Source organism: Mesorhizobium sp. M7A.F.Ca.US.014.04.1.1, assembly GCF_003998745.1.
In the GTDB taxonomy this organism is placed as follows: Bacteria; Pseudomonadota; Alphaproteobacteria; order Rhizobiales; family Rhizobiaceae; genus Mesorhizobium; species Mesorhizobium ciceri.
Genome location: NZ_RZRW01000117.1, coordinates 1 through 12,439, shown reverse-complemented (window position 1 = coordinate 12,439; position 12,439 = coordinate 1). Strand labels below are relative to the sequence as shown.

Genomic DNA, 12,439 nt, shown 5'->3' with positions numbered 1-12,439 from the left:
CCACTTCCGTATCTTCCCCATGAACCTGATCTACGCCGCCCTTGCCTTCCTGATGGCGCTTGTCTTCGGCTTTGTCGGCATCACCCGCGTCGGCTCATGGTTGATCGAGCACCGCGATCCGCCGTTCGGCGAGTTCGCCGACATCGACGGCGCCCGCATCCACTATGTCCATGTTCCGGCACCCGCCAACGCCGAGCTGCCGCCGATCGTCTTCATCCACGGCGCCAGCGCCAATCTCAGGGACCAGATGCTGCCGCTGCGTCCCTTGCTCGAAGGCCGCGCCGAAATGCTGTTCTTCGACCGGCCAGGCCACGGCTGGTCGGGTCGCGGCACCAACAACGAGAACCCGTCGGCGCAGGCCAACACCATTGCCGCACTGATGGACCATCTCGGCATCAGGAAGGCTGTCATCGTCGGCCATTCCTTCGGCGGCGTGGTGACATCGGCCTTTGGCCGCGAGCATCCAGACAAGACACTTGGACTGGTCTTCCTCGCACCGGCGACCCATCCATGGCCGGGCGGCGCAACCGCCTGGTACTACGATCTGACCACCATTCCCGTGCTCGGCTGGCTGTTTTCCGAAACGCTGACCTATCCGGCCGGTACACTGCAGATGGCCGACGCCACCACCTGCGTTTTCTCGCCCAACAAGGTGCCGGACAATTATCTCGGAATGGCCTCTATCCCGCTGGTGCTGCGACCAAAAGCCTTTCGCGCCAACGCCACCGATGTCGCCGGGCTCTATCGCTATGCCCTCGACGCCGCACCGCGCTACAACGAGATCAAGGCGCCAACCGTGGTCATTTCAGGCGATCGCGACAAGGTGGTCTATGCACATATCCATTCGGTCGGTCTGGCGCGCGACATTGCCGGTGCCGAACTCGTCTGGGTGCACAATCTCGGTCACAAGCCAGACTGGATGGCGCCCGACCTGACCGTCGGCGCCATCGAGAAGGTCGCCGGCAAGAGTGTCGACCTGCAGGCGATGGCCAGGACCGTGGAGGCGCGCATCGCCGGCGACGCCTACGGCGCCGGCAGATGCGCCGATATCAAGGTACCGCAGGCCGAACTCGCGCCGACCTAAGGCGGTCGCCCGAACCGTTCAGAGCCGACACGCTTTGGGAATCTAGCGGCTGACTTGTGTGTCCGACCCGATATAGGCGATGCGCAGCATGTTGGTCGAACCCGGTGTCCGCAGCGGTACGCCCGCGGTGATGATGACGCGGTCGCCCGGCTTGCCGAAGCCTTCGTCGAAGGCGATGCGGCAGGCGCGGTTGACCATGTCGTCGAGGTCGACGGCGTCGGGCGAGACAACGCAATGCGTGCCCCACAAAAGCGACAGCCGCCGCGCCGTGTTGAGGATCGGCGACAGCGCGATAACAGGCACTTGCGGCCGCTCGCGGGCGGCGCGCAGGCCTGTGGTGCCTGATGCGGTGTAGGTGATGATCGCCGACAGCTTCAGCGTTTCGGCGATCTCGCGCGCGGCCAGCGAAATGGCGTCGGCGCCGGTCGCTTCCGGCTCGGAGCGCTGGGCGTTGATGATGCCGGCATAGGTCGGATCGGTCTCGACCTTGGTGGCGATACGGTTCATCATTGCCACGGCCTCGACGGGATAGGCACCCGCCGCCGATTCCGCCGACAGCATGATGGCATCGGCGCCTTCGAAGACGGCGATCGAAACATCGGACACCTCGGCGCGGGTCGGCACCGGTGCCGTGATCATCGATTCCAGCATCTGCGTTGCAACCACCACCGGCTTGCCGGCGCGGCGTGCGGCGCGCGTGATCTGCTTCTGGATACCGGGCACCGCCTCGAGCGGCATCTCGACGCCGAGATCGCCGCGGGCGACCATCAGCGCGTCGGACAGTTCGATGATTTCGGCCAGCCGGGCGACAGCCTGCGGCTTCTCGATCTTGGCCATGATCAGCGCCCGGCCGCGTGCGATCTTGCGCGCTTCGGCCAGATCCTCCGGCCGTTGCACGAAGGACAGCGCCACCCAGTCTACGCCTGTGGCCAGCACGGCATCGAGGTCCTTGCGGTCCTTCTCGGTCAACGCGCCGACCGGCAGGTCGGTGTCAGGCAGGCTGACGCCCTTCTTGTCGGAAATCGTGGTGCCGGCGACGACGGTGCAGACGATCGACTTGCCGTCGCTCTTCACCGCCTTCAGCTCGAGCTTGCCATCGTCGATCAGCAGGCGATGGCCGGCTTCGACCGAGCTCAGGATTTCCGGATGCGGCAGATAGACCCTGGTCGAGGTGCCGGGCTCGGGATTGTCGTCGAGCGTGAAGGTCTGGCCTTGCGTCAGCACTTCCTTGCCGTTGGCGAACTTGCCGACGCGCAGCTTTGGCCCTTGCAGATCGGCGAGGATGCCGATCGGCCTGCCAACGGCTTCCTCGACAGCGCGGATGCGTCCGACCAGCGTGCGCATCAGTTCATGGTCGGTATGGCTCATATTGATGCGGAACACATCGGCGCCCGCTTCGAACAGTTTCTTCAGCATCTCCTCCGAGGAGGAGGCAGGACCGATGGTGGCTAGGATCTTGACCTTGCGGCTACGTCTCATTGACTGTTTGTTCCCGGGGTGGCTGGAGCGCCTCCCGTTGTGGACTCATCGGTCAGCTGGACCATCCAGCTTGCCTGTTCGCCCGTGTCATATTCCTGGAATCCGGCGCGCTGAAAGCCCCGGGCGACGCAGTCGGTTACGCCTGCGATCTTGAACTCTTTTTCAGCCACGCACATGTTGATCGGGCCGTCCCAGCGTCCACCGCGTTCGGCGTCTTCTGCATAAAGATAGTAAAACCTTGATGACAGCGGCCCTTCGATCAGCGTCTTGCAGCTCGATCCCTCGATGTGCCACCAGCCTTCAGTGATCCAGCCGGCCTTGGCGCGATAGCCGATGCCGACACCAACCAGGTTCTGCGTGGCGTTGCAGACGCGGAAATCGGCACGCGCCGGCGAAGCCACGACCATGGCCGGCAGGCCGATGGCAAGAGTGAGGAGCGGCATGGCAAAGGCAGAGCGCATGCGCTGCCCGCCGGCGGAACTCATCCGAAAACCCCTCAAAAACCACATCAGCATCTCTCTGCGCCCCTTTTCGGAAAAGTCCGGGCGCATGTCAACGCACCGTTTTGTCCAATTCCAATCGATTTAGAAAGGCTCCGGCGCACAATTCGCCGACTTGTGCCAGATTTCCCGGGAAACCTTGGCCAAACAACGGCATTGCGCAAGCGTCGTCTTCGTGGAATGACGATAGCATCCTCCCCGGAAGCCAGCGAACAGACCATTTCCCGCCAATGACCCGATCCACAGTTTTCGCGCCTTTCGACATCATCGAGGGCGACCGCAAGCGAGGCATCGTGCTGTTGGGCGATCATGCCCGTCGCGACCTGCCCGACGACTATGGCAGCCTCGGCCTGCCCTCAGCGGAGTTCGACCGCCACATCGCCTATGACATCGGCGTCGAGGGCGTGACGCGCGAACTGGCTGCCCTGCTGGGCGTGCCACCGGTGCTCGCCAATTTTTCGCGGCTGCTGATCGATCCCAATCGCGGCGAAGACGACCCGACGCTCATTCGCCAGCTTTATGACGGCACGGTCGTACCTGGGAACTACCCCATCGCTGCCGAGGAGCGCGAGAGGCGGCTCGACGGGTTCTACCGGCCCTATCACGACGCCGTCAGCGCCATGATCGCCTCGGTCGCACAGGCTTCCGCCCAGGCGCCCTTCATCTTCTCGGTGCATTCCTTCACCCCGGCCATGCAAGGAATCCAGCGTCCTTGGCACGTCGGCATCCTGTGGGACCTCGACGACCGCGTGGCGCGGCCGTTGATAGACATGCTGGCGCAGGACAGGAACCTCGTCGTCGGCGACAACGAACCCTATGACGGCGCGCTGCGCGGCGACACCATGTACAAGCACGCCATCGTCAACGGCTTCGCCCATGCGCTGATCGAGATCCGACAGGATTTGATATCGGACCAGAAGGGCGCGCTCGCCTGGGCCGAACGGCTGGCGCCGATCGTTGACGCCATCGACCGCCGTCCCGATATACATGTGGTGAAGATGTTCGGCTCGCGCACCGGGCCGCTATGACGGAGGTTTCGATGACCGAACTCAGCGACGAGCAGCAACGCGATTTCGAGGCGGCCGCCTTCCGCCGGCTGGTCGAGCATCTGCGCGAACGCAACGACGTGCAGAACATCGACCTGATGAACCTCGCCGGCTTCTGCCGCAACTGCCTGTCGAACTGGTATCGCGAGGCGGCCAATGCCGAGGGCGTCGGTCTCACCAAGGATCAGTCGCGCGAGATCGTCTACGGCATGCCTTATGCGCAATGGCAGGCGCTCAACCAGACCGAGGCCTCCGACGCCAAGAAGGCCGAATTCGAGGCAAGGCGCCACAAGGACCATTAAGGCCGGCGATCACTCAAGGCTGTGTTTGGCTCAAAAAATGCTTCCCGAAAGAGCCTTGACTGAAAATTGAATCGATCTAATTTGCCGCGCGAAGCCATTTCTTGCGGGATTCGCCTCATGAACGCGTCAACTGCCAAGCTGACTGCCATTCGCGGCCGATGGGCGCTCGCGGCCATTTTCCTCGCCAACGGCTTCCTGACGGGCAGCTGGGCGCCGCAGATTCCGGTGTTCCTGACCCGGCTGGAGATTTCGAAGTTCACGCTCGGTCTGCTGATTCTGTTGTTTGGGGTCGGCGCCGTCGTCGCGATGACCTGGTGTGGCCATTTGATCTCCAGACATGGTTCGCGCACCGTACTGCGTTGGTTCGCCCTGTGCGGCAGCCTCGGTCTCATGGTCGTGGCGCTGGCGCCCGACGTACCCTTGGCGGCCGTTGCCATGATCATCTTCGGCGGCTCGATCGGTGGCATGGACGTTGCGATGAATGCCAACGCCGTGGTGGTCGAACGGCGGCTCTCCCGCGCCGTCATGTCGTCTTCGCACGGCTTCTGGAGTCTCGGCGGTTTTGCCGGTGGCGGCCTCGGCGGCTTTGCCATCCAGCATTACGGCCACCTCGTCCACGCGGCGGCAGTAACGGCGTTTGCCTTCGCGGTGATCGCGGTGGCCGTTCGCTATCTCCTCGCCGAAGACAGACCGCAGGCGGCCGAGCACCACAAATTCGCACTGCCGGCAAACCCGCTGGTTTATCTGATCGGGCTGATGGCGTTACTGGCGATGATCTCCGAGGGCGCGGTGCTCGACTGGGCAGCCCTGTATCTGCGCCAGGAGCTCGGCGCCGATCTCGCCGTCGCCGGCCTCGCCTACGCCGGATTTTCAGGCGTCATGGCGGTTACGCGGTTCTTCGGCGACGGCATACGCAATCGCTTCGGCGCGGTGACGACGCTACGCGCGTCGGCCCTCGTAGCCGCGGTCGGCATGCTGGTGGCTGGCCTGGCGCCCTCGCCCTGGCTCGCCATTGCAGCCTTTGCCTTTTGCGGCTTCGGCATCGCCAATATGGTGCCGATCATCTTTTCGGCCGGCGGCAACCAGGAAGGCATGTCTTCCGGCACCGGCATGAGCGTGGTCACAACGATCGGATACTGCGGCATACTGGTGGCGCCGTCGGCGATCGGCTTCGTTGCCGAGCATTCCAGCTTCGGCCCGATCTTCATCACCATGTCGGGACTGCTGATCATCGTGTTGCTGATGGCCGGGCTCGCTCACCGCGCCGAATTCGCGCCAGCACCCGCAGAATAGCGTTTCAGCTCCTCGTGAAGGAAATCCACCACACGGCGGATGCGCACGCTGGTACGCACGTCGCGATGCATCGCCAGCCACACCGGCAGAACTGGCAGCGGCAGGTCAGGCAGCACCTTCTCAATCAAAGGATCCCTGTCGGCCAGCGGCTCCTGGCCAAGACCAATGCCGTTTCCCGCCCGCACCGCTTCCCACAAAACCATCTGGTTGTCGGTCCTGAAGCGGAAGCTGCTCCGGGTGACGGGGATGCCGTGCTGGGTAAAACCCCTGATGATCTCGTCGCCGCGGTCGAAGCCGACCAGATCGTGGCCGACAAGATCGGCAGGCTTCAGCGGACGGCCGCGCCTGTCGAGATAGGATTTGGCCGCGCAGGCGCAGAGCTCGATGTCGCAGACCTTGCGTGCCATCAGCTCGTTCTGCGCCGGCTTGACCATGCGGATGGCGATGTCGGCATCTCGACGCAGCAGGTTCTCAACCTGATTGGAAGCGACGATCTCGACCTCGATGCCGGGCTCCTCGATCCCCAGCCGCATCGTCATCTCAGGCAGGACATAGGCCGCCACGACCTCGCTGGCGGCGATACGCACCGTGCCTTCGATAGCCTCGACCGAACCCAGTGCCAGGAGTGAGAAGGCGCTTGCCTGCTCGCTGACCGCCTTGCCGCGTTCCAACAGCGTGCTGCCGGCCTCCGTCAGTTCGTAGCCGTGCCGTCCTCGACGGAACAGCGTGACGCCCAGCGCCTGTTCCAACTCGCCGATGTGACGGCCAAGCGTCGGCTGGCTGGCCGAAAGCTTTCGCGCGGCAGCCGACAGGCTGCCGGATTCCGCCACGGTGACAAAGCTCTTGATCAGGTTCCAGTCGATTTCTGCCATTCATTTATGAATATCAGAACGCCACCTTTAGTCAATTTCCATTCGTATTCGAAGCGCCCATATTCCAGCTGCAGACACCAACACGGACTGCAAACACCTACCAGGAGAACTCAGATGACCAAGATCGCTCTCACCACCGCCGCTATCCTCATTTCCGTCAGCGCCGCTTTTGCCGGCAGCGACAAGTTTGGTTCGAACGACGCCAGCCAGCCGGCCGCCACCAGCACCGACGACACGACCACCGCTTCGATTCACAACCCCGATGCGGCCATCCGGAAGCCGGTCACACAGGGCAGCAACCGCGACCTCTTCGGCAGCCGCTGATCCCGATCGCGCTTGTCGCTGATCCCGATCGCGCTGTCGCTGGTACCGATCGCCCGACCGACCACCTAAATCCCAACCAGGAGTGCTTCCAATGACCAAGATCGCAATTCTCGGTGCCGGTGGCCGGCTCGGCCGCGTGGTCGCCAAGGCCTTCATCGACGCGGGCTACGAGGTCCGCACCGTCACCCGCAACGGCAAGGTACCGGCCGAACTCAAGGGCGCCACGGCCGTTGCCGGTGACGCTCTCGACCGCGAGGCCCTCATCCGCGCCACGCAAGGTGTCGATATCGTCTTCAACGGCCTCAACCCGATCTACACCGACTGGGGCAAGTGCCTGCCGATGGCGCAGAATGTCATGGCCGCCTGCCACGCGAACGGCGCACTGCACCTCTTCCCCGGCACCGTTTACAATTACGGCTCGCCGATGCCGGCGGTGATATCGGAAGACACACCCTTCCACCCGAGCACGCAAAAGGGCCGCATCCGCTGCGCCATGGAGGAGTTGTTTCGTCGCGAGGCCGACGCGAGCCGCGTCCGCACCATTCTTCTGCGGGCCGGCGATTTCTTCGGCGGCACCGGCAGCGGATCATGGTTCGACCTGATCGTTGCCGCCAAGATCAACAAAGGTATCTACACCGCGCCTGGCCCGGTCGAGCTCGTGCATGAATGGGCCTATCTGCCTGACTTCGCTGTGGGTTTCGTCGCGCTGGCGCGCAATCTGGACAAGCTCGGCTTCTATGAAGCGCTGAACTTTCCGGGCCACGCGGTCACCGATCTGCAGATCAAGGCCGCTGCCGAGAAGGCTATTGGTCGTCCGCTCAAGATGACTTCGATGCCCTGGTGGGTGCTGCGCGCTGGCAGCCCGTTCGTGGCGATGTGGCGCGAGATCGTCTCCATGTCCTACCTGCGCTTCGAGCCGCATCAGCTGGCTTCGATACGGCTGGAAGGCATCGTCGGCGAGATCCCGCACACGCCGTTGGATCAGGCGGTTGCTGAAGCTCTTGGCGATATCGGCATTGCCACCGTGAATGGCGTTGCGAAAGCTGCCTGACTCCCGCGATCATGGGCGCCGCCCCTCTGCACACTGAACAATCCACGAGAGGGCGCCTCAGAGCCGTCCCATCAACAGCAACACCATGAGCACCACCAGCACGACGCCGACAATACCCGACGGCCCATAACCCCAGGAGCGCGAATGCGGCCAGGCCGGCACCGCGCCGATGAGGACAAGGATCAGGACGATGATGACGATGGTGGTGATCGGCATGAGAAGCCCTCGCTTCGACGTTTCGCTCAGAGACAATGCAGAGGCCGCCCGGTTGTTCCGGGCGGCCTCTGCGGTCAAATCGGCGATGGGGTCTATTCGGCGGCTTTCGGAAAGGCGATTTCCGGTTCGTCGCCTGCTTCCTGGCCAGGCCTGTCGGTCGGCGAAACCGTTCCCTTGCCGCGCCGGAACAGCCGGCGGAAAAACGCATAGAAGCGGCTGTTCTTGCTGCGCGTGAAAATCATCAGCATCGACGGCGTCACCACCAGCGTCAGCAAGGTGGCGAAGGACAGGCCGAAGACGATCGCCGAGGACAGCGAAATCCACCATTGCGTCGACGGCGCGTTGATCGTCGTCTCGTGATGGAAGATTTCCAGCCCAAGGCCGAAGGCGATCGGCAACACGCCGAGGATCGCCGACACCGCCGTCAGCACCACCGGCCGGGCGCGCTCGCGGCAGGTCTGCAGCACCGCGTCCATCTTGTCCCAGCCTTCTTCGCGCAGCCGGTCATAGGTGTCGATCAGCACGATGTTGTTGTTCACCACCACGCCGGCCAGAGCGATGACGCCAATGCCCGACATGACGATGCCGAAGGTCTCGCCTGTGATCAGCAGCCCCAGGAACACGCCAACCGTCGCCATGACCACGCAGGACAGCACCATCAGCACGCTGGTGAATTTGTTGAACTGCATCAGCAGCACCAGGAAGATCAGGAAGATCGCCGCCCCGAACGCCTTGCCAAGGAAGGCGCTGGCCTCGGCGCTGTCTTCGTTCGAGCCGGCCAGCTTCCAACGTATGCCGCTGCCGAGATCCATCCCGGAGACGGCCTTGGTGACCTCCGCCTGCACGGCCGCGACCTGGGCGCCTGCGGCAACGTTTGCCTGGACGACCACCGTGCGCGCGCCGTCGATACGGTTGAGGATACCGACCGTCGGCTCCGGCTTGCGCACGACGAAATTCGAGATCGGCACCGAGCCTTGCGAGGTCTGCACCCTGAGCTCGTCGAGCGTCGACAGCGTGCGCCGGTCTTCCGGCAGACGCAGCCTGATGTCGACGGCGTCGTCGGCGCCGGCAGGCCGGTATTCCGAAAGCTTCAGCCCGTTGGTCACCAGTTGCACCACTGTGCCGACAGCGGTTGGGCTGATGCCATATTGCGCTGCCTTGGCACGGTCGACCTCGAGCGCCCAGTCGACGCCGGGTGGCGGGAGGCCGTCGGAAATGTCGATGACGCCAGGCACCTTGCCGATGCGTGCCGCAACCGCGCGCGCTTTGTCGTCGAGCCCCTTGGGGTCGACGGCCGAAAGCCTGATCTGGATCGGCTTGCCGGTCGGCGGACCGGCCTCCGGCACGCGCACCTCGACATCGACGCCGGGAATGCCGGCCATGACGCCGCGCAAATCGTTCAGGATCTGGTTCGCCGACTTGCGCTCGCGCCAATCTATGAATTCGTACTGGATGACGCCGACGACGTCTTCAGGGACATCCTGGCCGCCGCCTTGTGTCTTGCCGACGCGGGTGTAGACCGACTTGATGCCGGGCCAGCCGAGCATCCTGTTTTCGGCAATCTTGGTCGCCGTATCCATTTCGGCCAGCGAAAGGTTGCCGCGCGCGTGCACGTAGAGCAGGCCGTAGTCGGGCTCGACACTGGGGAAGAATTCGACACCGGCGCCATATTTCGAATAGGCAAAGCCGACGCCGAACAGCAGAGCGACCGTCAGCAAAACCACCGTAATCGGAAACCGCACCGCCTGCTTGACGATCGCCATGTACCAGCCGTCGCGATTATCATCCTCATGATGCTCCGGCGCCTTGGCGAAGATCGCCCCCAGCGTCGGCGCGAACACCAGCGCATAGAGCATCGAGGCCGATAGCGTGACGATCAGGGTGATCGGCATGTACTTCATGAAGTCGCCGATGATGCCCGGCCAGAACAGCAGTGGCGAGAAGGCGGCTATGCGCGTCATCGTCGCGGCAATGACCGGACCGGCCATGCGCTTGGCGGCCAATGCGAAGGCTTCCGCCTTCGGCATGCCTTCGCTCATCCGCCGTTCGGCGAACTCGGTGACGATGATGGCATCGTCGACCAGCATGCCGACAGCCAGGATCAGGCTGAACAGCACGATCATGTTGATCGTGTAGCCCATCATCGCCAGCAGCAGGATGCCGATCAGGAAAGACGACGGAATGGCCAGGCCGATCAGCAGCGAGGCACGACCCGACAGCGCGTAGAGGATGACGATGAACACCAGGATGACGGCGATCATGACGTGGTTCTGCAGATCGCCGAGCAACTGGTTGACGAAGACCGACTTGTCCTGCGTGTAGGTGACGTTCATGCCTTGCGGCATCGTCTTGACGTAGGCGTCGGACACCTCCCTCACCTTGGCGAGCGTGTCGATCAGATTGGCGCCGATGCGCTTCTTGACTTCGATGGCGATGGCCGGCTTGCCATTGAGGCGCGTGATCGTCGTGGCATCGGCGAAGGTCGAGCGGATCGTCGCGATGTCCTTGGCCTGCACCACGGCATTGGGGCCGGCGACCACGGGCAAGGCCGCCACGTCCTCGGGCGTCTCGATCAGTGACGGCACCTTGACGGCGTATTTGCCTTCCGAGCCTTCGATATTGCCGGCGGCGACCAGACTGTTGGAGGCCCCGACAGCGCCGATCAGCTGATCGAGTTGCAACCCGTAGGACGACAGTTTCATCGGATCGATGACGACTTCGACAAGATCGTCGCGCGAACCCTGCAACGAGCCCTCCAGGACGCCTGGCACTTCCTCGATACGGTCGCGCAGTTCGCGCGCGGCGGCGGTCAGCACGCGTTCGGGCAATTCGCCCGACAGGGTGACGACGAGGACGGGGAATTCGGAGATGTTGACTTCGGTAACGACCGGCTCTTCGGCCGCCTGCGGCAGGTCGGCCTTGCCGTCCTGCACCTTGGAGCGCGTGTCCTGCAAGGCCGTCGCCAGATTTGTCTGCGGCTGGAACTCGACCAGCACATAGCCGCCGCCCTGGAAGGCGGCCGAGCGCATTTCCTTGAGGCCTTTCAGGCTCTTCAGCTTGCTTTCCATCGGCCGCAGCAGAAGGCGCTCCGAATCCTCAGGCGAAATGCCCTGATAGATCAGGCTGATATACATCATCGGAATCGGAACGTCGGGCTCGGCTTCCTTCGGCGTCGACTGATAGGCGACCCAGCCGGCGAGCAGAAGGAAGACGAGGACCGAAATGGTCAGGCGGGCATTGTTGATTGCGAGTCTGACGATATCCATGGCTAACGCCTGTTCTTGAATTTCACGAGCTGCGTCGCAGCCAAGTGTCCCCGCCCGGGGTCTGTCCGCCGTACCCCATGCTACTGCGTGCCGGCGGTCGCTTCGCCCAGCAGTTTCTGGATGGTTGCCTGGTCGGCTTCGACCGGCTTGACCTCATCGCCTTCCTTCACCAGTTCCTGGCCGGCAACGATGATGCGCGCATCGGCAGGGATGCCGCCAAGCACCAGGCCGGTCGGCGTGTCGTCGACGAGGTCGATGGGGAAGAACGCAACCTTGTTGTCCTTGCCGACGGCACGGATGCCGAGGTCGCCCTTGTCGCCGAGCGTCACCACCGAGCGCGGCAGCAGCACCGCATCGGGCGGCAACGCGCTGAGTGCGATTTCCGCCGTCATGCCGGCCGGCACGGAGCCGTCGGCATTGGGGACGGCAACCTCGACGCGGAAGGTGCGGGTCGCCGAAGAGGCGTCGCGGCTGATGTAGCGCACGGTGCCTTCGACAGTCTGGCCGCTGACCAGCCGTATGGTGGCCTTGTCCCCGAGTTTCAGGTAGCCGAGATCGCGCTCGCTGACTTCGCCGCGGGCAATCACCGGATCGAGCTTGAGGATGGTTGCCACCTCGCCGCCCTGCATGATGGAACTGCCAAGTTCCACCGGCACCCGGTCGATAACGCCGTCGAAGGGCGCCTTCACCTCGTTGCGGTCGAGTTCGGCCTGTGCCGTTTCCAGTTGCGACTGCGCCGAGGTCAGGTTCGAGCGCGCGGTGTCGAGCTGCAGCTTCGGCAGATTGCCGGTCTTCATCAGCCGCAAGGCTGCGTCCAACTCGGCCTGGCGCTGCACCACCAACTGCTTTGCATTGTCGACCATCGAGATCTTTTCTTCCGCCGCAAGCATCAGTACCAGATCCCCCGTCTTGACGTGATCGCCTTGCTTGACAGGCAGCTTGTCGATGACACCGGCGACGCGCGTCGCCAGCACCGCCCGCTTGTCGGCTTCGGTCAGCCCGGAAA

The 12,439-nt window shown here is 63.6% G+C and carries 12 protein-coding genes; 6 read left to right on the top strand and 6 right to left on the bottom strand.

The features are described 5' to 3' along the window. Nucleotides 1-19: 19 nt before the first annotated feature. Complete coding sequence (locus EOA22_RS10800) at nucleotides 20-1,084, top strand: alpha/beta hydrolase (protein WP_063169174.1); 1,065 nt, start codon at nucleotides 20-22, stop codon at nucleotides 1,082-1,084. Nucleotides 1,085-1,126: 42 nt separating this feature from the next. Here the strand turns inward: EOA22_RS10800 and pyk are convergent, their stop codons facing one another. Both pyk and EOA22_RS10790 read right to left on the bottom strand, forming a co-directional pair. Next, nucleotides 1,127-2,563, bottom strand: coding sequence for a pyruvate kinase (gene pyk, locus EOA22_RS10795; protein ID WP_013529204.1), 1,437 nt, complete (start codon nucleotides 2,561-2,563; stop codon nucleotides 1,127-1,129). Beyond that, the gene (locus EOA22_RS10790) at nucleotides 2,560-3,048 is read right to left on the bottom strand and encodes a DUF1036 domain-containing protein (RefSeq protein ID WP_063169175.1); all 489 of its coding nucleotides are present in this window, start codon (nucleotides 3,046-3,048) and stop codon (nucleotides 2,560-2,562) included. The genes pyk and EOA22_RS10790 overlap by 4 nt, the downstream gene beginning before the upstream one ends. Before the next feature lie 245 nt (nucleotides 3,049-3,293). Here EOA22_RS10790 and EOA22_RS10785 point away from each other — a divergent pair, with 245 nt between their 5' ends. From EOA22_RS10785 to EOA22_RS10775, 3 genes are all read left to right on the top strand, one after another. Continuing rightward, nucleotides 3,294-4,091: an N-formylglutamate amidohydrolase gene (locus EOA22_RS10785; RefSeq protein ID WP_127389965.1), complete on the top strand. Its 798-nt coding sequence runs from the start codon at nucleotides 3,294-3,296 to the stop codon at nucleotides 4,089-4,091. Between the two features lie 11 nt (nucleotides 4,092-4,102). After that, nucleotides 4,103-4,411 (top strand): DUF1244 domain-containing protein, encoded by a 309-nt coding sequence (locus tag EOA22_RS10780; RefSeq protein ID WP_063170352.1) that lies wholly within the window; start codon nucleotides 4,103-4,105, stop codon nucleotides 4,409-4,411. Between the two features lie 117 nt (nucleotides 4,412-4,528). Next, a complete protein-coding gene (locus EOA22_RS10775; protein ID WP_063170353.1) occupies nucleotides 4,529-5,704 on the top strand; it encodes an MFS transporter in 1,176 nt (391 codons plus the stop codon). On the opposite strand, the gene EOA22_RS10770 is transcribed toward EOA22_RS10775, so the two are convergent. Continuing rightward, on the bottom strand, nucleotides 5,668-6,576 hold the full coding sequence (locus tag EOA22_RS10770) for a LysR family transcriptional regulator (RefSeq protein WP_063169176.1): 909 nt from the start codon (nucleotides 6,574-6,576) through the stop codon (nucleotides 5,668-5,670). The two genes, EOA22_RS10775 and EOA22_RS10770, sit on opposite strands and share 37 nt — an antisense overlap. A gap of 114 nt (nucleotides 6,577-6,690) precedes the next feature. Between EOA22_RS10770 and EOA22_RS10765 the strand changes: the two genes are divergently transcribed. Beyond that, on the top strand, nucleotides 6,691-6,900 hold the full coding sequence (locus tag EOA22_RS10765) for a DUF680 domain-containing protein (RefSeq protein ID WP_063169177.1): 210 nt from the start codon (nucleotides 6,691-6,693) through the stop codon (nucleotides 6,898-6,900). A 91-nt stretch (nucleotides 6,901-6,991) separates the two neighbouring features. Beyond that, entirely contained in the window at nucleotides 6,992-7,951 is a 960-nt protein-coding gene (locus tag EOA22_RS10760) for an SDR family oxidoreductase (protein ID WP_063169178.1), read from the top strand. 57 nt (nucleotides 7,952-8,008) lie between these two features. Here EOA22_RS10760 and EOA22_RS10755 read toward each other — a convergent pair whose 3' ends face one another. The 3 genes from EOA22_RS10755 to EOA22_RS10745 all read right to left on the bottom strand — a co-directional run. Further along, complete coding sequence (locus EOA22_RS10755) at nucleotides 8,009-8,167, bottom strand: DUF3309 family protein (protein ID WP_013529196.1); 159 nt, start codon at nucleotides 8,165-8,167, stop codon at nucleotides 8,009-8,011. Nucleotides 8,168-8,259: 92 nt separating this feature from the next. Then, the gene (locus EOA22_RS10750; RefSeq protein WP_063169179.1) at nucleotides 8,260-11,433 is read right to left on the bottom strand and encodes an efflux RND transporter permease subunit; all 3,174 of its coding nucleotides are present in this window, start codon (nucleotides 11,431-11,433) and stop codon (nucleotides 8,260-8,262) included. Nucleotides 11,434-11,513: 80 nt separating this feature from the next. Continuing rightward, on the bottom strand, nucleotides 11,514-12,439 hold a 926-nt coding region (locus EOA22_RS10745), incomplete at its 5' end, for an efflux RND transporter periplasmic adaptor subunit (protein WP_127389964.1).